Annotated in this window: 14 protein-coding genes; 8 read left to right on the top strand and 6 right to left on the bottom strand. The window is 60.4% G+C overall.

Going from position 1 to position 19,142, the window contains the following annotated elements; translation table 11 throughout:
- Window positions 1-36 precede the first annotated feature (36 nt).
- Window positions 37-1,161: a polysaccharide deacetylase family protein gene (locus HBN61_RS04855; protein ID WP_083333274.1), complete on the top strand. Its 1,125-nt coding sequence runs from the start codon at window positions 37-39 to the stop codon at window positions 1,159-1,161.
- 42 nt (window positions 1,162-1,203) lie between these two features.
- Here the strand turns inward: HBN61_RS04855 and HBN61_RS04860 are convergent, their stop codons facing one another.
- On the bottom strand, window positions 1,204-1,524 hold the full coding sequence (locus HBN61_RS04860; protein WP_083333275.1) for a hypothetical protein: 321 nt from the start codon (window positions 1,522-1,524) through the stop codon (window positions 1,204-1,206).
- A gap of 462 nt (window positions 1,525-1,986) precedes the next feature.
- Here HBN61_RS04860 and HBN61_RS04865 point away from each other — a divergent pair, with 462 nt between their 5' ends.
- From HBN61_RS04865 to HBN61_RS04890, 6 genes are all read left to right on the top strand, one after another.
- On the top strand, window positions 1,987-3,381 hold the full coding sequence (locus HBN61_RS04865; protein WP_047273446.1) for a PhoH family protein: 1,395 nt from the start codon (window positions 1,987-1,989) through the stop codon (window positions 3,379-3,381).
- Between the two features lie 660 nt (window positions 3,382-4,041).
- A complete protein-coding gene (locus tag HBN61_RS04870; protein ID WP_083333276.1) occupies window positions 4,042-6,117 on the top strand; it encodes a type VI secretion system Vgr family protein in 2,076 nt (691 codons plus the stop codon).
- Window positions 6,118-6,159: 42 nt separating this feature from the next.
- Window positions 6,160-6,969: a toxin Tle1 chaperone Tla1 gene (gene tla1 / locus HBN61_RS04875; protein WP_083333277.1), complete on the top strand. Its 810-nt coding sequence runs from the start codon at window positions 6,160-6,162 to the stop codon at window positions 6,967-6,969.
- Window positions 6,966-7,487, top strand: a complete 522-nt coding sequence (gene tli1a, locus HBN61_RS04880; protein WP_170046240.1) for a Tli1a family immunity protein — start codon at window positions 6,966-6,968, stop codon at window positions 7,485-7,487. Before tla1 ends, tli1a (HBN61_RS04880) begins: the two co-directional genes overlap by 4 nt.
- Window positions 7,472-8,005 carry a Tli1a family immunity protein gene (gene tli1a, locus HBN61_RS04885; protein WP_083333278.1) on the top strand — a complete coding sequence of 178 codons (534 nt, stop codon included), beginning with the start codon at window positions 7,472-7,474 and terminating at the stop codon, window positions 8,003-8,005. Before tli1a (HBN61_RS04880) ends, tli1a (HBN61_RS04885) begins: the two co-directional genes overlap by 16 nt.
- A 32-nt stretch (window positions 8,006-8,037) precedes the next feature.
- On the top strand, window positions 8,038-10,620 hold the full coding sequence (locus HBN61_RS04890) for a Tle1 family T6SS lipase effector (RefSeq protein WP_238591541.1): 2,583 nt from the start codon (window positions 8,038-8,040) through the stop codon (window positions 10,618-10,620).
- Between the two features lie 44 nt (window positions 10,621-10,664).
- Here HBN61_RS04890 and HBN61_RS04895 read toward each other — a convergent pair whose 3' ends face one another.
- From HBN61_RS04895 to HBN61_RS04905, 3 genes are read right to left on the bottom strand one after another with little or no spacing between them, the layout of a single operon-like run.
- Window positions 10,665-13,751, bottom strand: a complete 3,087-nt coding sequence (locus HBN61_RS04895) for a MexW/MexI family multidrug efflux RND transporter permease subunit (RefSeq protein ID WP_083333280.1) — start codon at window positions 13,749-13,751, stop codon at window positions 10,665-10,667.
- The gene (locus tag HBN61_RS04900; protein WP_047280177.1) at window positions 13,748-14,875 is read right to left on the bottom strand and encodes an efflux RND transporter periplasmic adaptor subunit; all 1,128 of its coding nucleotides are present in this window, start codon (window positions 14,873-14,875) and stop codon (window positions 13,748-13,750) included. Before HBN61_RS04900 ends, HBN61_RS04895 begins: the two co-directional genes overlap by 4 nt.
- A 23-nt stretch (window positions 14,876-14,898) precedes the next feature.
- Window positions 14,899-15,312 carry a VOC family protein gene (locus HBN61_RS04905; RefSeq protein WP_047273466.1) on the bottom strand — a complete coding sequence of 138 codons (414 nt, stop codon included), beginning with the start codon at window positions 15,310-15,312 and terminating at the stop codon, window positions 14,899-14,901.
- Between the two features lie 47 nt (window positions 15,313-15,359).
- Here HBN61_RS04905 and HBN61_RS04910 point away from each other — a divergent pair, with 47 nt between their 5' ends.
- Window positions 15,360-16,286 carry a LysR family transcriptional regulator gene (locus tag HBN61_RS04910; RefSeq protein WP_083333281.1) on the top strand — a complete coding sequence of 309 codons (927 nt, stop codon included), beginning with the start codon at window positions 15,360-15,362 and terminating at the stop codon, window positions 16,284-16,286.
- Here HBN61_RS04910 and ribD read toward each other — a convergent pair.
- The gene (gene ribD, locus HBN61_RS04915; protein WP_070411694.1) at window positions 16,265-17,371 is read right to left on the bottom strand and encodes a bifunctional diaminohydroxyphosphoribosylaminopyrimidine deaminase/5-amino-6-(5-phosphoribosylamino)uracil reductase RibD; all 1,107 of its coding nucleotides are present in this window, start codon (window positions 17,369-17,371) and stop codon (window positions 16,265-16,267) included. The two genes, HBN61_RS04910 and ribD, sit on opposite strands and share 22 nt — an antisense overlap.
- Entirely contained in the window at window positions 17,368-19,068 is a 1,701-nt protein-coding gene (locus HBN61_RS04920) for a WD40 repeat domain-containing protein (RefSeq protein WP_047273469.1), read from the bottom strand. The genes ribD and HBN61_RS04920 overlap by 4 nt, the downstream gene beginning before the upstream one ends.
- Between the last annotated feature and the right edge of the window lie 74 nt (window positions 19,069-19,142).

A 19,142-nucleotide genomic window follows, 5' to 3' on the forward strand; every position in this document is an offset into this window, starting at 1 on the left:
TTATAGTGCGCACAGTTTTTACAGGGAGATTGATTCGTGCGTATTGCTCTTTTCTTGTCGGCCTGGCTGGTGTGCCTGAGCACGGTGGCGGCGCCCAATGAGCCCGCAACGCTGGATCGCAGCACGTGGCCAGAGCCGTTAATCAGCCCGGCCCTGTTCGATGTGGCCTCGCGGGCAGAAATCCTCACCTTCGCCCATGCCCTGTTAACCAGTGAAGCGCTGGACGAAGCTGCGCTCAGTCAGCGTCTGGGGTTGAAGATCATCAACATGGATGCGATTGAAACGGTCCGTCAGCGCCTGTGGCAACGGCTGTTGGCCAACTACAACCTTGCCCAGCAGAGCTGCGATCAGGACGCATCGTTCTGTTATTACGTCGATGGGATGGACAGCCTGCGCGAGCAAGCGGGCAAGTTTGAGATCGCTGAAGACTCGTTCTACGTGAACTGGGCCGAGCCGAGTGCCACGTTTCATCGTCACTACCTGGACGAGCTGTTACGGCTCGCCGCGCTGTTCCCGCAGACCGGCAGTGAGATCGCACTCTACGGTGAGCATGAGTTCAATGGCGAGGCGATGAATGACCGGCTGTTCATGTTGTCCTTCGACAGCGGCCCCACCCAACTGCCCGGCACCACGGACTGGCTCACCGACTACCTGCGCAAACAATCCCTGAGCGCGACGTTTTTTGTCTTGGGCAACAGCGTGCAGGCGCGGTTGAACAAACAGTCCGAGCAGCAGCTGCAGGCGCTCTACAAAGGGCAGTGCGTTGGCGTTCAGGGGTGGGAGTACCGTTCGCACAGCCATTGGAACGATTGGCAAGATTCAATCCTGCGCAGCACAGCGTTGGTCAAGCGAGCCATTCCCGACAGTTACGTGCCTTTATTCCGCCCGCCCTATGGGCATCGTCGTGAAGACAGCGGGCCTTTTTTTCAATCCCAGGGGCTGCGTGTGGCGCTGTGGGATATCGATTCGCAGGACATGGCGTCCAGTTTGAGTGCCGAGCAATCGGCGCAGCGGGTGCTCAGCCTGATGTTGCTCTGGCGTCACGGGGTGATTGCCTTCCATGACACTCAAAACAAAGTGCGTACCGCATTGCCCTGGCTGATGAAAGCCACGGCCCAGAGCGGTATTGGTTGGGAAGAATGTGCGGCCTTCGGCCAATAGCAGAGGCCAGGGAACGCCCGCCGGTCAAGGCGGGCAGTGAACTCACAAAAGGCGCAATGCCACGTCGCTGCCAACGCGCAGGTATTCGACTTGAGCCACGAGGGCGTCTTTGACAATGGCCTCGCCGGTGTCTGTCAATTTGGCTTTTTTGGCTTCGATGACCGACAGCTGCAGCAATTGCATGGCCACATCCATCGCTTTTTGAAAGGCGGTGATGTTGTTGTGCAGGCCAAATTCGCGGATGACCGCATCCATACGCTCATCGGCATTGTCACGAAGTTGTTGGAATTCGGTGATAGACGCGCTGCCGTCCTTGTAAATCTCCAGCAGCATCTGTTCCAGGGTTTTGGAAATAGGGGTCATACAACGTCCTTTGGCTTTAGCAGTAAGTGGGCGCCGGTCTGAATCAGCCCGTGCGCAACGAAGCTTAGTGCTGCCAAAAAGAAGGGCGGGTAGGCGTCCTCGCTGCTGTGTGTAAGAGCAGTCCGGCCGTTTGGGGGGAGGATTCGAATCAGGCGTTGTGGTGCCCGAAACAGGTGAATGTGGGGCCTGAAATGAGCCCGTGCTGTTTCAGGTAATGATTAAGCCTAGTAGCGGTTTGGCATTGCGCCAAGGGCTATTCGTCTTTCTGAAAAAAATAGTGCCCGGCCGCGAAAAAGACTTTTTCTTGTCACACTTTTTGGAGTATTACGAAGACAGACCGCCGAAACCTGCCACACAGGTGGCGTCTTTCAGGACACCACGGGGCAGGTGATCAGGCCGTCATATCGAGGCGCAGCACTGTTGAGGTATTGCGTCGAATGGCTCCCACAAAGGTGACCGAGTATGGATGATCACGGACGTACGCCTTCCTCCAACCAGCCAATCCTTTATGTACTCGATACTAATGTTCTGATTCACGATCCCAACGCCCTGCTCAACTTCGAGGAACACCACGTCGCGATCCCGATGACGGTGCTCGAAGAGCTCGACAAACTCAAAACCGGCAAATTACTGGTGGCAGCGGAATGCCGTCAGGCCATCCGTTTGATTGATCAGGTGCTGGGTGTGGCTTCGCCCGAAGACGTTGAAAAGGGCGTGCCCATCGAGCGCGGCAAAAGCGGCCCCAAAGGCTTTCTGTCGATCCTGATGAACAAGCGCAGAGAACCCAATGCGCTGCTGCCTGAAACCCTTAACGACAACATCATCATCAACCAGTTGATTGATTTGCACGCCCGCTCGCCCGAGATTCAGGTGGTGCTGGTAACCAAAGACATCAACATGCGCCTCAAGGCCCGGGCCTGCGGGATTGAGTCCGAGGATTACAGCACCGATCAGTTGGTGGACGACGTGTCGATGCTGTCACGCGGCTATCACACCATGACCGGTTCGTTCTGGGACCGCGTCAGCAAGGTGGAAACCCGTCAGGGGCATGGCAGCACGTGGCATCAGGTGCAACTGATCGAAAACCTGCCCTCGGTACACATCAACGAATTCATCATCGACGAACAGGGCTTCGTGGGCTGGATCAAGGAGGTGCGCAAGGACCACCTGCTGATTCTCGACATGCACCAGGAACCTTTGCTTCATCAGGAAGCCTGGGGCCTCAAGCCGCGTGACATTTACCAGGGGCTGGCGCTGTATGCCCTGCTTGATCCGGACATCCATCTGGTCAACCTCTCGGGCGCCGCGGGTTCGGGCAAAACCATCCTCGCGCTGGCCGCAGCCATTGAGCAAACCATGGTCAGCAAGCGTTACCGGCGCATCATTTGTACCCGCAGCGTGCAAGGGCTGGACCAGGAGATCGGCTTCTTGCCCGGCACCGAGGCCGAGAAAATGGAGCCGTGGCTGGGGGCGATCACCGACAACCTGGAAGCGCTGCACATGGACGATGAAAGCACCCACGGCAGCGTGGACTACATCCTGAGCAAGGTGCCGTTGCAGTTCAAATCCCTGAACTACATCCGGGGCCGCAGCTTCCAGCAAAGCCTGATCTTGATCGACGAATGTCAAAACCTGACCCCGCATCAGATGAAAACCATCATCACCCGTGCGGGCGCGGGGTCCAAAGTGGTGTGCCTGGGCAACCTGGCGCAGATTGATACGCCTTACCTGTCGGCCACCAGTTCGGGCCTGACTTACCTGACGGAGCGTTTCAAAGACTTCCCGAACGGTGTCCATATTGCCCTGCAAGGGGTGCCTCGTTCGATACTCGCCGAGTACGCCGAATCGCACCTGTAAACCTGTCATTTCACTCCAGATCCGGGCGGCCATGAGCCGCCCTTTTTTTTGGCAAAACGTGCCTTGAAACGCCGTGGCTGAAAAAGGCCAACTGCGCAAGAAGTTGCGCACTCATTTGTGGATAAACCTGTGAATACATTGCTACAGACCATATGCCTATTGGTCTGTAGAGGAGTGCGCAAGAAGTTGCACAGTACTGCGCAACTTCTTGCGCACTTTTCCCCTGTTTTTGGCCCCAAAAACACCCTATCAAAAACCCGATTTCGCTATGTGTTTGCTTTAAAAGGAATTCCTAAAAGCTGGCACGAACCTTGATTAATCGATTCAGCGCTTGAGCGATTGTGTGGCCGCTCAAGTGCCTGTTTTCAGCAAGGAGAACCTCCATGGCGGAGCCGAATTTCATGCCCCTCACGGGCCCCCGACAGGGGCTAATTATTGCCGTTGCGAATACTGCATTTGGGTGGGGACACCCTGTCACGACGCGCGTGCAAACAGGGGCATGTTTCAAGGCGTCTGCCAACGCGCGTCGGCTGCTTTTCGGTGCCGAGGCCGGGTGTTCACCTGTGGTTGGTTGTGACCGACCTGCTGCCTGAAGGCAACCCTCGTTCATCACGGAGGTTGCCGTTCCTAACGTTGAGGTGTTCACCCGAGGAGTCATGGATGTTCAGTCCAGCCAACGAAACGCAATTTACGCTCACCATCCAGGGGCTTAAGCATGACCTGCGCGTGCTCAAGTTTCATGGACAGGAGACGATCAGTACCCCCTTTGCAATCACGGTCGAGCTTGTCAGCGAACGCTCCAATCTTGACCTTGAACGCGTGCTGCACCAGCAGGCATTTCTGGCGTTCAACCGCCATGGCAACGGGATTCACGGGCAGATTTATCGCATTGAACAAGGCGAGTCGGGCAAGCGCCTGACCCGCTACAGCCTGACGCTGGTGCCTCACCTGGCGTACCTGCGCCATCGCACCAACCAGCGGATCTTTCAACAGCGCACGGTGGCGCAGATCATTGCCTGCGTGCTTGAAGAACACGGCATTCAAAGCGATACCTATCAGTTCCAATTGAATGCCAGCTACCCGCCGCGAGCGTACTGCGTCCAGTACGACGAGTCAGACTTGCACTTCATTCAGCGGCTCTGCCACGAAGAAGGCATTCACTACCACTTCCAGCATGGCGAACAGTCCCATGTGCTGGTGTTTGGCGATGATCAGACCGTCTTCCCGCGACTGCGCCGCCCCACGGCCTACGTACAAGACAGTGGCATGGTGGCAGATGAGCCTGTTATCCGGCAGTTCAAGGTGCGGTTTGAAGCCCGCCCCAGCCGTGTCACGCGCCGCGATTACGATTTCGAAAAATCCGGTTTTGTGATCGAAGCCGACCACCGTCCCGAGGTGCAGACCCCACAGCCCGATCTGGAGGACTACGACTATCCCGGTCTGTTCGTGACGCAAGATCGCGGTAAGCCCCTGACCCGACGCGCCCTTGAGCGGCACCGCGCCGACTACCTTCAGGCCGAGGGCAACAGCGATCAGCCGACGCTGGTCACGGGGCATTTTCTCTCCCTCACCGGGCACCCGCGCAAAGAATGGAACGACCTGTGGCTGCTCACTGAAATCCACCACCAGGGTTATCAGCCGCAAGTGCTGGAAGAGAGCACCTCCTGCGACCTCGAACCGGACACGGACGCGTTCGAGCAGGGCTACCGCAACACCTTCCTGGCCACGCCGTGGGATGTGTTTTACCGCCCCAAACAGGCTTACCCCAAACCCCGGGTGCTGGGCAGTCAGACCGCGTTAGTGACCGGGCCTGCGGGGGAAGAGATCTATTGCGACGCCTATGGGCGCATCAAGGTCAAGTTCCATTGGGACCGCGCAAGCCAGGGGGATGACACGTCCAGCTGTTGGCTGCGCGTGGCCTCCAGCTGGGCAGGCAGCAGCCACGGCAGCGTGACGATCCCGCGTGTCGGCATGGAAGTGCTGGTGACTTTTCTGGAAGGCGACCCCGACCAGCCTGTGGTCAGCGGCTGCCTGGCCAACAGCCGTCACCCGGTGCCTTATCCACTGCCGGCCAACAAGACCCGCACGGTATTGCGCAGCCGCAGCACCCCCCATAGCACCGGGTTCAACGAATTGCACCTCGAAGACCGCGCGGGGCAGGAGCTGATCTACCTGCGCGCCCAGCGCGACATGCAACGCAAGGTCGAACACGACTGCCGCCTTGAGGTGGGCAACGAGCGGCATGAAACCATCACCGGCAACAACATCGTGGTGCTGGAGGCCGAGGACCATCGCACCGTGGCTGCGGACCGCAAGGTCGAGCTCAAGGCCAATGACTATCTGCACGTCGCCGTCAGCAGTCACACCCGCGTGGGGCAAGCGCTGGTGGCCGAAGCCGGACAGGAAGTGCACATCAAGGCGGGCGCCAACCTGATTCTCGACGCGGGTGCGAGCCTCACCCTGAAAGCGGGCGGGGAACACATTGTCATTGGCGGCGGGGGGATATTCAGCAGCTCCCCGATTCAAATCGGCGGTGCTCCGGCCAGCGGCACGGCTGCCGCCCCGTTGCTGCCGGGGATGCTCGGGCTCATGGCCACGCCGTCCTTGCTTGAGCACGGCCAGGACCCGACGGCGCAGGCCTCGCCAGCCCCTCAAACGCCACTGCCCCCCAAGCCCGTCTGCAAGGACTGTTTACTCGCCGCGCAGGCCAAGGGCGAAGCGTTAGTGGCGCGTTGATATTCAGGTCACCAAAACAATAAGAGAAGGGAAGGAAAAGCCATGACCACGAACGCAAAAGAATGGCTGCATCACTTGATGGGCGAAGCCCGCAGTGCCGGAATCGATCATCTGGACCTGCTGCTTAACGGCGCCGTACTGCCAGAGGCGCTGTTACCGCCGCTGCTGGCACTGAGCCCGGCGCCTGAGTGTCAGTGGCTGCTTGAGCACACCCCCGAACAGGCGCTGGCTCATCAGGGGCCGGTGTTACTGCGCATCGCCCTGGGGGATCAGGCGCACATTGCAGCGACAGCGCACTTATTCACCGCCGTGCATGCGCAGTTTTGCGTGCTGGCCCTGATCAGCCGTTGGCCTTTCGACAAACTGGCCGTGCAATTGCGTGGCGCCACCCAGGCAACCTGGAACAAAGGCGCCAGCAGCGGCGTGCTGCGCTACTACGACACGCGCCTGTTCAGGCATTTTTGCGAGCAACTCGACCCTGAACAACTGGCGCCTTTCCATGGCCCGGTGTGCCGCTGGCACTGGATCGACCACGACGGCAAAAAGGCCTCGCTGTGCGGTCTGGACATCAACCCCCAGGACCACAGCGCATTGACCGGCCTGACCTTAAGCGCAGCGCAGGTCCAGCCGTTGCACGCCCTCAACGCAGCCCTCCAGTGGCTCAAAAAAAATGACTGCACGCCTGCCCAACATGGGTTTACCAGCCATGAAGCGCTGATTCGATGCCTGACAGGCATCCACCTGAACCTCAGCCGCCAACAGTTGGAAAAACCGCAACACGAAGCCTTCATCGCCAGCGCACTGAGCGAATTCCCGCCCTTAAGCCTCACCCCCAAGAAGGCCGCCTTATGACCCGCGCAGCTTGGCTCATCGTCATCAGCGGCCTTGCACTCCAAGGCTGCACCCCGCCAAAGCCCGTGCGTCTGGGTACACCCATCGAGGGGTATAGCCATACCTCGGCGGCGATTAATTGGTTTTCTGTGAACGGTGCCGGTGGGCCGAATCTGGCGCCGTATGGCTACGGGGGTGGGCAAAATTGCTGCGCGTCACTGCCGGTGAAATGGCATCCCGGGCTGACGGTGGTGGTGGAGTGGGAGAAGGATCCCAATGTGTATGACTCAATCAACTGGCCAAAGCCCCGCTATTCGGATGCTTGGAGCAAAGCAGCCAGAGAGCATCAGGCCAAATACACCCGTCATCGAGCCGTTGTGCCTGTTGCACGGTACGAACGGTTGGGGGTTGTGAACGTGCACTTCTTGCCGTGCAACCAAGTGGCAGTTACCGCAGGGCTCATGATGCCCGGAACGCCCAAATATCCTTATCACTTCCCTCAAAAAATGCAGGAGCCCGCGACATGTCCAGAGTCCTGATTCGAGTCTTCTGGCTGATGTTGATAGGCGGCCTTGCACTGCAAGGCTGCACCCCGCCAAAGCCCGTACGTCTGGGTGCCCCCATCGAGGGATACAGCCATACCTCGGCGGCGATTAACCGGTTTTCTGTGAACAGGGGGGGCGGGCCAAACATTAGTCCTTATAGCGGCGGTGGCAAACAGAATTGCTGCGCGTCACTGCCGGTGAAGTGGCACCCCGGGCTGACGGTGGTGGTTGAGTGGGAGAAGGATCCTGATCCGCATGCTTATGGACGTTGGCCGGAACGGATGTTTTCTGATGAGTGGCGCAAGCGTATGGACGAGCACGAAACGCATTACACCCGTCATCGAGCCGTTGTGCCTGTTGCACGGTACGAACGGTTAGGGGTTGTGAACGTGCACTTCTTACCGTGCAACCAAGTGGCAGTTACCGCGGGGCTCATGATGCCCGGAACGCCCAAATACCCTTATCAATTCCCTCAAAAAATGCAGGAGCCTGCCACATGCCCACAACCATGAATTCATCTTCCCAAAAGCCGGCTCCGGAATTTATGAGCCCCACTCCTTATTTCAAGGAAGACGGGTTGCTGCCAAAAACGCCGGGCGATGTGTTGCGCAATTACCGAGAGCAACAAGCGGCCTTTCATGGGTTTGAGCAAGCCGCGATGAGTGCTGCTTGGGCTGCGGGACATGCGTACGCGGGCGCCCCGTGCATGAAAATTGTGACGATCAGCCTGTGTTTTGACGGTACGAACAACCATGAACCGTCTGACAGCGAGGCAAAGCCTTCCACCACAACTAACGTGGCGCGTCTTTACCACGCGAGTTTGGGGCGTAACGAAAATGAAGTGGTAAGACGTGAGGGTTTTTACGCCTATTACATGCCAGGCGTTGGCACCGAATTTAAGGAAATACGTGAATTTGAACCCAACAGTGACGGCCTGACAAAGGCGGTGGGCGGTGAGAACCGGATCAACTGGGGTATTACCCGAGTGATCGATGCCTTGAAAAGGGCTTCAGGCGAAACCTATCTGGATACAGATGACGCCTATGCCTTGGTGCAGAAAATGGGCACCAGCCTCACCGAAGACTTACTCGGCGTTTCGCTTTTCAAAAACAGCTATACCCGCCGCCAGGAAGTACTGGCAGCCCCACTGGCTGAACTTAAAAGCCAGATTGATGCGGCACACGCGTCTAAAACCATTCCTGAAATCAAGGCCGTGCGCCTGTTCGTGTATGGCTTTTCCCGTGGCGCAGCCCAGGCGCGGACGTTTGCCAACTGGCTGGAGGCCCTGACCAAGGTGGAGGTGGAGGGCCGCACGTGTTACCTGTTCGCTGGCCTACCGATCAAGATCGTGTTCATGGGCCTGTTCGATACCGTGGCGTCGGTGGGGTTACCGTATATGGTGCCCTTTGCCGCCGGGCACATGGGCTGGGCCGATGGCAGCCTGCGCCTGAGCGATGACGAGGCTTTCCTTGAGCATTGCGTGCATATGGTGGCGGCCCACGAGCAGCGCAGTTGCTTCCCGGTGGATTCCATTCGACGCAAAGCCAACCCGGACGACCCGATGTGCCCGTCCACTTACCGCGCCGGTACGGCGGAGTACATCTACCCCGGCATGCACTCGGATGTGGGCGGCGGTTACCCGCCCGGCGATCAGGGCAAGGCATCGAAGGGCATGTATGAGGTGGTGTCGCAGATTGCCCTGCAGCATATGTACAGCGAGGCATACAAGGTCGGGGCGCCATTGCAAGCCCCTGAACCAGCGTTGGAACCTGAATTGAAAACGCGCTGGCCATGGCTGGTTATGGATGGAACCACCCTTCGTGAGTTCGAGGTAGGCCCCACCGTCATCACCCGCTTCAACACTTGGCTCAATGCCATGGACAACGGTCCGCTGGAGGAGGTGATGAGGCGCGAGGCGGGGTTGATCACCGGGTGGCGGATCAGCCGTTACGCCAAGGGCTGTGCCCCTCACACGCAGTCGTACAGCGATGTGATGAGGGATGGCGCGACCAAAGACATGAGCTCTGACGAGGTCAAGGCCTTCAAAGCGTTGCACGGCATGCAACTCAAGGCAGACGCGGCCGCGCTGGCGGGCGCGCCTGCTCCCGTTTTGACCGAGGTGCAGTTGGCTGAAAAAACAGCCCACGAAGCCATCAAAAAGAAGTACGAGGAACGTAGCAAGACCACGCCCGTGCAGAGGTTCAACACCAGCAAGGTGTACGACCCGTCCCTTGAATACCGGCAATTGCGCAACGCCATGGCCGATTTTCGACGCGACTACGTGCCGGAATGGAACCTGGACACCAGCGAGTTTGTCGGCTGGGGAACGCTGTTAAACACGTTTCTCGGCGGGTTGGTCTACATGACCAATGAGCAGGATGAAGCGCAGCACTATGCCGACATGCGCAGGGATGGGGAGATCCGTTATGGGCAACTGTTCGGCCATGATGGCAAGGCGTTGAACGACAGTGTGTTGCCGATCATCCGCCTGTTCGATGAGCATGTGCATGACTCCCGCGCCTGGTTCATGAACGCGGAGTTGAATGAACGCGAGTTGTTCAGTGATTACTTCCGTTATCGCAACATCTTTTTCGACACCGAGTCCAACAACGAACTGACGTTGTTGGTGACCACTGAGCGCGTGGTGGGCGTGGCGCTGTCGGTGGCCAGCGTCGGCCTGAGCGTCAAACGCCATGACCCGCGCTTTCTGGTGGGGCTGATGATCCCGACCCTTGGCACCCCGGTGTTTCGCGGCAAAGTGGGCTTCCCGAGCATCAGCGCGTTTGACACCGTCACGCGCCGCGCCCTGCCCATGGTTGAAGGGCTGACCTCAATCCGCGCCTTCAGCAAAGACACGGCCAGCGCCGTCAAAGCCGCCCAGGCCTTGCCGCTGGCGCCGCTGCTGAGCGAAGCCACAGCCACGACCGAAGACCTGATCGCCATCCTCAAAGGCGAACCCGCCGAAATCCCCGTCCCAAACACCGACGAACTGGCCCGCACCGCCACCCGCAAATCCCGCTGGCCAAGCCCTGTGGAAATCGACCCCATTGAGCAGGCGATTGCCGAACTGGTCGGCGGTCACGTCTACGGCAAACCCTACTTTTTGGACATCGATTCGATTGTGTAGCGCCGGTTGAGGGCCAGCCTTGGCTGGCCCTGTTTCGCAGGGATTTACACGGTTTCAGGCTCGCCGCAGGGGGCTTTTTCAAGGGAGATCCCGTGGGTCACCGGCGCCGTGTGCCGTGTTGAGATGAGGGTGTAGATCGACGGCAGCACAAACAGTGTGAACAGCGTGCCCACGACCATCCCCACCACAATCACGATCCCCAGGCCAAAGCGGCTGCTGGCGCCCGCGCCGCTGGCGAACAGGAGCGGCACCAGGCCCACGACCATGGCGGCGGTGGTCATCAGGATCGGGCGCAGGCGGATGCGCGCCGAGCGGATGATGGCGTGGGCCGGGGAGCAGCCACTGGCCTGTTGCAGTTCGTTGGCGAACTCGACCATCAGAATCCCGTGTTTGCTGATCAGGCCAATCAACGTCACCAGGCCGATTTGTGTGTAGATGTTGAGCGTCGCCCAACCCAGCGCCAACGGGATGAGGGCGCCGCAGATCGACAGGGGCACGGTGATCAGGATGATCAGCGGGTCGCGCAGGCTCTCATACTGTGCGGCCAGCACCATGTAAATGACGATGATGGCGAACAGGAAGGTCATCATCAGCGCGTTGCCTTCGTGGATGAACTGCCGCGAGTCCGATTGCCAGTCGTGACTGAAGCTGGCAGGCAGTTGTGCGCTCTGATTGGCCAAAAAGGCCACCGCTTCGCCAAGGCTCACGCCTGGGGCCGGGATGCCCTGAAAGGTGGCCGAGTTTTGCTGGTTGAACTGTTTGAGGCGGTTGGGCTGGATGTCACTGTGCAGACTGACCACGGTCGACAGTGGCACTTGCACACCGCTGTCAGTGCTGACGTAAAAGCCGTTGAGCGCGTCCGGGGTCAGGCGCTGTTTGGCTTGCGTCTGCGGGATCACGTCGTAGGAGCGGCCCTGCAAACCAAAGCGGTTGGTGTAGTTTTCACCGACCAACACCGCCAGCGTGCTGGCGATGTCTTGCAGACGAATGCCGAGGCTGTTGGCTTTGCTGCGGTCGATGCGCACTTCGGTCACCGGGTTGTTGAAGTCCAGGTCACTGTCGACCACCGCGAACAGGCCGCTGGCCCGCGCCTGCTCCTTGATGTCTTGCATGGCTTGATACAGCGCGCGGTAATCCTCGGTGCTGCGAATCACCAGTTGCACCGGCAGGCCGCCGGTCGAGGCGGGCAGGGGCGGCATCTGGAAGACGAAGATCGAGTTGCCTTCCACGGCGTCCACCTGTTGTTGCAGCTCGTTCTGGATCTGTGCGGCGCTGCGGTCGCGCTGACCCCATTCGCTGAAGTTGATCCCCGCGAAGCTGGCGGCAACCCCGTCGGTGCCGTTGATGATCCAGGTGCTGGTGGTTTCCGGGATCCGGGCCAGCAGTTCGCTCAGTTGGGCAGCGTAGCGCTCCACGAAGTCGAGGTTGGCGTGTTGCGGGGACTTGATCGCCAGCAGCAGGTTGCCCTGATCTTCGTTGGGCGCCAGTTCCTTGTCCGCGTGGCCGTATAGCAGCGGCAGGCTCAGCAGCACCAGCAGGCCGAACGCCAGTACCGCGCCGCGTGCGCGCAGCGAATGCACCAGCCCGCGCTGATACAGGCGCGACACGCGGTGAAAGAAACCCTCGGCCAGCAGGCTCATGCGCCCTTCGCTCTGGCCGGGCGGCAGCAGTTTGGCGCACATCACCGGCGTCAGGGTCAGGGCGATCACGCCGGACACCAGCACCGCGCCCGCGAGTGTCAGGGCAAACTCCTTGAATAGCGCGCCGGTGAGGCCATTCATCAAACCGATGGGCATGTACACCGCGGCCAGGGTGATGGTCATGGCGATGACCGGCGAGGCGATTTCCCGTGCGCCAACCAATGCGGCGTCAAGCGGCGCGCGGCCTTCCTTGATGTGACGGTGAATGTTCTCGGTCACGACGATGGCGTCGTCCACCACCAGGCCGATGGCCAGCACCATGGCCAGCAAGGTCAGCAGGTTGATGCTGAACCCGAACATCGCCATCAGCGCCAGCGCCCCGAGCATCGACAGCGGGATGCTGAGGATCGGGATCAGCACGGTGCGCCACGAGCCCAGGCACAGGAAGATGATGACCACCACGATCAGGATCGCTTCGAGCAGGGTTTCGAGCACTTCCAGAATCGAGGCTTCGATAAAGTGCGCGGTTTCGAACGCCAGCGCCACCTCGACACCGGGCGGCAGGGTCTTCTGGATGTCGGGGAGCAGGCGCTTGATGCCCTCGACGATCAGCAGCGGGTTGCCCTTGGGCGTGGCGTACAGGCCCAGGTGAACCGCAGGTTTGGCGTCCATCAGGGCGCTGGTTTCATAGGCGGCCGAGCCCAGTTCGATCTCGGCAATGTCGCGCAGGCGCAACAGGTGGTCGCCACGGTTGCTGATCACCATGTCGCGAAATTCATCGAGGGTGTTGAGGTCGCTGTTGACCTGGATCGAGGACACCACGTAGTGGCCCTTGATCTGCCCCGGTGCGGCCTGAAAGTTGTTGGCGCGAATCGCCTGTTCCACCTGATCGGCATTGATGCCGTGGCCCGCCATGCGCTGCGGGTCGAGCCACACGCGCATGGCCAGGCGCTGGCCACCAAACGTGTCGACCTTGGCCACCCCTTCAAGGGTGGAAAACAACGGTTGCACCACGCGGCTGAGGTAGTCGGTCAGGGCGGCGGCGGACAGGGTGTCGCTGGAAAAGCCGACGTATGCGACAGCCGTGGAATCCCCGGCCGAACGCTCGATGACCGGGTCATAGGCCTGCTCGGGCAGGCGGTATTTGACCTGATTGACCTTGGCAATCACTTCACTCAGCGCCTTGGCCGAATCTTCGTTAAGCGCCATGCGCAGGGTAATCACACTGTGGCCCTGCACCGACGATGAACTGACGTAATCGACGCCTTCCACCGATGCCAGCGACTGGTTGATTGGCTGGGTGATGAAGCCTTGCATCAACTCGGCGGGCGCGCCGGGGTAATCGGTGCTGACGGTAATCACCGAGCTTTCCAGCAGCGGGTACTGGCGCACGGGCAGGCCCATCCAGGCTTTTAGACCGGCCAGCAGGATCATCAGGCTGACCACCAGTGCGAGCACCGGGCGGTGGACGAAAATGTCAGTGAATTTCACTTTTGCGCTCCTGCTTCGACGGCCAGCGCGGCGCTGGTCACCGGTTCGATGCTCGCGCCATCACTGAGCTTGATCTGGCCCGAGGTCACGACTTGATCGTCGGCCGACAGGCCCTTGTCGATCACCACCCGGCCATCGCGCCGCTCGCCGGTCTTGACCGACACGCGGCGTACCGTGGGCGCGCTTTTTTCATCACGGGCCGGTTGCACCACATACACGTCTTCGCCATAGGCGCTGTAGGTGACGGCGGTTTCCGGCAGGCTCAGGGTGTTTTCCGGCATGGCCTGTGGCAGGCGCACACGGGCAAACATGCGCGGCAGTGCTGCGCCAGGCGGGTCTTGCAGGCGTGCCTGAACGCTCAACGTGCGGGTGCGGTCCAGAAACGGGTCGACGCTGCTGACCACCGCCGTGACCGGTTGGCCGGGCAGGGCATCGAGTTCAATCAGCAGGGGGCTGCCGGTCTTAAAGTGCGCCAGGGCTTGTTCGGGCACGCTGAAATTGACGAACAGCCCTTTATTACCGATCAGGTTGATCAGGGTGTCGCCAGGGTTCACGTATTGGCCCATGTGCACTTTGCGAATACCCAGCGTGCCGGCAAAGGGCGCACGAATGGTGCGCTGCTCGATCTGTGCCATGAGTTCCTGCAAGGCCCCGCGTGCGGTGGTGTATTCGGCCTGGGCATCGTCCAGGGCCTCGCGCGACACGGCGTTGGAGGTAATGAGTTTTTGCAGGCGTTCGAGGCGTACGCGGGCGTTGTCCACCTGACCTTGCAAGCGCACCCGTTGCCCGCGCTCGGGGGCATCGTTAAGACGCACCAGCACTTGACCACGCTCGACCCGTTGCCCGGACTCGATGGGCAGCTCGACGATACGCCCGCCGATTTCGGCCGGCACGCTGACTTCTTCCACCGCTTCGAGCTCGCCGATGGCCTCCAGGTAACGGGTGAAGGGCTGGCGACTGACCGGCGCCACGGCCACCTTGATCGGGGCCGCCACATACCCGGCCGGGGCAGGCTGTTGCCAGCGCCAGACTCCCCAGGCCACGCCGGCAAGTACGAGAGCAATCAGAGCCCAAAGGGCTGTGCGCCGGATCAGCGGACGAGTGCTTGCAGCGACGTGAGGCATGATCTTCTTCCTTAAAGAGGCAATCAGTAAATCGGCCAACAGCCCGGCGTGAGCAATTCGACGAGGTTATGGTCGGGGTCGCGGAAATACACACTGGAACCGCCTTTGGGCCATTGCGTGCGGCCTTCGATGGCCACACCGCTGTCGTCCAGTTTTTGCTGCCAGGCGGGCATGTCGTCGGCGTCGATGGCGAAGCACACGTGAATCCGGCCGTGGGCATCGTGCGGTGGGATTTCGCCGCCGCTCAGGTATTTGGTTTCAAGGGACGCCCCGCGTTTAAACAACAGAAGCGTGTTGAGGTCGCCGACGTTAAACGCGACCAGCACATCGCTTTCGACCATGACCTCCAAATGAAGGGTTTTGTAGTAAAAATCTTTTGCTGCTGTAAGATCTTTCACGTAAAGAGCGGTTTCAATTATCCGTTTGAGTTGAAGCATGGGGCGCTCCGTATCGGGAAGGTAATCCCGGATTTGTGAATGACAGGATGGTCATGGTTTTACTGCGCAATATTGATTTGAACCTGTTAGTGGTGCTCGACGCGCTGCTGACTGAAAAGCACGTCACCCGCACCGGGGCCCGGCTGCATTTGAGTCAGCCGGCCATCAGCCACTCTCTGAGCAAGTTGCGGGTGTTGCTCGACGACCCGATCCTGATCCGTCAGGGCAGCGAAGTGGTGCTCAGTGCCCTGGCGCAAAACCTGCAGGCGCCGCTCAAGGAAATCCTCAGCCAGATTGAAATCCTGCTCGGTAAGTCGATTGACTTTGTGCCCGCCAATTCTCACCGCACCTTCCGCCTGGCGATGTCTGATTACGGCGCGGCGATCGTGTTGCCCAAGCTGTTGCGGCAACTGCGCGCCGATGCGCCGAACACCACGCTGGTCGTGACCCAGGACAGCCGCCACGGCATGCTCGAACAGATTGCCCAAGGCAAGATCGACCTGGCGTTGGGGGTGTTCCCCAACCTCAGCGCGGACATCTCCAGCGAAGTGCTGTTTGAAGAAACCTTCTCCTGTCTGCTGGATCGCAGCACCTTGCCGGCCAACGGCCAGCTGGATTTGGACAATTACCTGTTGCGCCCGCACATTTCGGTGTCGGTGGACGGTTGTTCGAACGGTGAAATCGACCGCCTGCTGCGCGACGAAGGCTTGCAGCGCCGCATCGCGGTCAGTGTCCCGCACTGGCGGACCGCCCCGAGCATGATCAGCAACACCGACCTGATCCTCACCGTGGCCACCCGTACGCTGGATAACGCGTTGCTGGATGAAGAACTGGTCAGCCTCAGCCCGCCGTTGCCGATTCCGCCGTTCCCGTTTGTGCAGCTCTGGCACAACCGTTTCGGCGAAGACCCGGCGCATAGGTGGCTGCGCGAGCAAGTGCGGCAGGTGGTCGGTCATGCAGCCCCCGCGACCTGAGCCGGGCGCAGGCGTAAACGCAAGTCCTGACCCAGTTGCGTGACATCGAACAGGGTGAAGTCCAGCGCTTGCTTGAGGTGCACCAGCTCCGGCATGTGCACCAGCGGCCGGGCCAGATCGCCCAGCAGTTTGGGTGCCATGTAGACCAACACCTCGTCCACCAGACCGGCTTTGAGAAATGCCCCGGCCAGGGTCGGACCGGCCTCGACCATTACGTCGTGCAACCCGCGCTGGCTGAGCTGGCTCAACAGTTCATGCAGGTCGAGCCCGTAGATATCGCCGTCGACGCGCAGCACTTCGGTGGTCTGATTCGCGGGCAGAGGCGTGTCGTGGCGCACCACGTGCAGGCTCGGGGCGCTGCTGTTAAACACCTGCGCACTGGCCGGGACTCGGGCGGCGCTGTCCAGCACCACGCGCAGCGGCGCGACGGCTTCGGGCGAGGAAAGCTGGCGCACCGTGAGCAGTGGATCATCCCCCAGCACGGTGCCGCTGCCCGTGATGATGGCGGCACTGCGAGCCCGCCATTGCTGCACATCGGCACGCGCCTTGGGCCCGGTGATCCATTGCGAGCGGCCATTGCTCAGCGCCGTGCGCCCGTCCAGGCTCATGCCCATTTTCAGTTGCACCCAAGGGCGCTGGCGCTGAATGCTCGACAGAAAACCGCGATTCAACTCACTCGCCGCTTCGCGCATCAGCCCCACCTTGACCTCGACCCCGGCGGCCCTCAGCGCGGCAATTCCTTGGCCATTGACCTGTTTGAACGGGTCTTCAAGGGCCACGATCACTCGGCTGACACCGCTTTCGATCAAGGCCTGATGACAGGCCCCCGTGCGGCCGATGTGGCTGCACGGCTCCAGCGTCACGTAGGCGGTGGCCCCCTTGGCCAGGGCGCCTGCCTGGCGCAAGGCGAACACCTCGGCATGCGGCCCGCCCGCCCGCCGGTGCCAACCCTCGCCCACGACGCAATTGCCGTGAGCGATCACACAGCCCACCCGAGGGTTGGGCCAGGTGGAGTGGCTGCCACGCTCAGCCAACGACAGCGCGTGTTGCATGTGCTGAAAGTCGACTTCGGTGAAATAGGTCATGACAGCAGTGGCCTGCCTGCACGCGCCGTGATCGGGTAAATGCGACCGTCGTAGGCGCTGGCCAAAAAGCCGTTGCCGTTGGCCGCCTGGGTCAGGCAGGAAATGCCGCTGGCGGTCGGCTTCTCGAACTTCTCCCAAAGGCCGGTGCGCACATCGAACAGGGCCACAGTGCCGCCATAGCTGCCGGTGGCGATCAGGTTTTGGTCCTTGGACACGGCGATGCACTTGATTGAATGGTTGTGCGGGGTTTCGAAGACTTCACTTTCGCCATTGCGCCACAGGCGCAGCTTGAGGTCGCGGCCGATGCTGGCGAATCCGCCCTCAATTTGCGTGCAGCCGTTGGAGATGCGGTCGTGCGCCTTGTCCAGATAGGTGTGTTCGGTGAAATCGTCAATCGTGAAGAACGCCGCTGCTGCGGTGGCACACACGCTGAAGATATAGGTTTCGTCAGCGGCAATGCCTTTGATGGCGTTGTCGTGCATGGCCACTTCCGTGAGGAAGACGGGCTGCTGATGATCCAGTTTGAATATCAGCGCTTCACCAGTGTACGTGCCGATGGCCGCGTGCAACTGGCCGTCTTTGATGAACGTGGTGCCGCAGTTCAGGGGCGAGCGGTGCTGGTAGAGGGCCTGTCCGGTACGGGCGTCGAACACCGTGCCCATCTGGCCGCCGGTGAGTACGCTGTCGCCGAACGGCAGCAGGAAGTTGCACAGGCTGCCGGCCTGGGTGTTGGCCACGCCGTTGACGTGCAGGATGCCCGCATCCCCGATGCTGAAAATGTCATCGTTGACCAAGGCCACGGCGTTGAGGCTGATGGCTGGTTCGATGCCGTCCAGGTCCCAGATCTGGGTGCGGAAGTTCCAGGTGGCATAGCATGAGCCGAAGGTCACGAACGCAATACGGTCTGTGCCGAGCAGGGCGCAGCTGCGTGGCCAGATGATGCTGGGCAGTGAGGTTTCGGCGGTTTTTTCCAGGCGGTTCTGGCTGTTCAGGTGCCAGAGCATCACGGAGCGGTCATAGCTGAGGCTGATCAACAGACGCTGGGCGTCGTCCCAGATGATGCGCTTGATACCTGCGGTGTGAGCCGGTTGCAGGAACGTGCCCTGGGCGCTGATCAGCGAGATTTTGCCCTCGTCGTCACCGGCGAAAATGATGCCGTCGCGCGACAGGGCCACGGTGTCGGTTTCAACCCCGCCCAGGTCAATGATTTCCAGTTGTGCGCCGGTCATGGCGTCCCAGCGGCGGATCGAACCGTCGTCGCTGCTTGAAACCAGCGTCGCGCCGTCAGCGGCCCAGCACACTGAAATAACATCGGCGGTGTGGCCTTCGAGGATGCGCAGGGTGCGGCCATTGAGGTCGAACAGACGCAGCGTATGGTCGCGTGAGCAGGTGGCGATGGTTTGTCCGTCAGGCGAGAACGCGGCCATTTCGATGTCGTCATCGTGGCCGATCAGCACTGCTTTCATGCGCAGGCTCGGCACTTCCCAGACGCGCGCGGTGTAGTCACTGCTGGCGCTGACCAGCAGGGTGCCGGTGGGGTTGAACGCGCACTGGTTGGCCAGGTGGTCATGCACCACGCGCTGAATCGGGGTTTTGGTGGTGGCATCCCACAAAATGACCTGATTGTCATAACCGGCAGTGGCGACATAGAAATCTTTAAACGTGGCAATACCGCTGATCGGGCCGAAGTGCTTCATGTGTATTCATCCTGAATAGGTAAAAGTGCGTCATGCCGTGCCGTTAAAAACCGATTGTTTGCAAGGGCTGCCAC

This window comes from Pseudomonas sp. WS 5071 (assembly GCF_012985765.1).
GTDB classification, from domain to species: Bacteria; Pseudomonadota; Gammaproteobacteria; order Pseudomonadales; family Pseudomonadaceae; genus Aquipseudomonas; species Aquipseudomonas lundensis_A.

Coding starts and splice junctions, on each gene's coding strand:
- HBN61_RS04860 (WP_083333275.1), bottom strand. CDS start 1,524: ATGACCCCTATTTCCAAAACCCTGGAACAGATGCTGCTGGAGATTTAC.
- HBN61_RS04865 (WP_047273446.1), top strand. CDS start 1,987: ATGGATGATCACGGACGTACGCCTTCCTCCAACCAGCCAATCCTTTAT.
- HBN61_RS04870 (WP_083333276.1), top strand. CDS start 4,042: ATGTTCAGTCCAGCCAACGAAACGCAATTTACGCTCACCATCCAGGGG.
- tla1 (WP_083333277.1), top strand. CDS start 6,160: ATGACCACGAACGCAAAAGAATGGCTGCATCACTTGATGGGCGAAGCC.
- tli1a (WP_170046240.1), top strand. CDS start 6,966: ATGACCCGCGCAGCTTGGCTCATCGTCATCAGCGGCCTTGCACTCCAA.
- tli1a (WP_083333278.1), top strand. CDS start 7,472: ATGTCCAGAGTCCTGATTCGAGTCTTCTGGCTGATGTTGATAGGCGGC.
- HBN61_RS04890 (WP_238591541.1), top strand. CDS start 8,038: ATGAGCCCCACTCCTTATTTCAAGGAAGACGGGTTGCTGCCAAAAACG.
- HBN61_RS04900 (WP_047280177.1), bottom strand. CDS start 14,875: ATGCCTCACGTCGCTGCAAGCACTCGTCCGCTGATCCGGCGCACAGCC.
- HBN61_RS04905 (WP_047273466.1), bottom strand. CDS start 15,312: ATGCTTCAACTCAAACGGATAATTGAAACCGCTCTTTACGTGAAAGAT.
- HBN61_RS04910 (WP_083333281.1), top strand. CDS start 15,360: ATGGTCATGGTTTTACTGCGCAATATTGATTTGAACCTGTTAGTGGTG.
- ribD (WP_070411694.1), bottom strand. CDS start 17,371: ATGACCTATTTCACCGAAGTCGACTTTCAGCACATGCAACACGCGCTG.
- HBN61_RS04920 (WP_047273469.1), bottom strand. CDS start 19,068: ATGAAGCACTTCGGCCCGATCAGCGGTATTGCCACGTTTAAAGATTTC.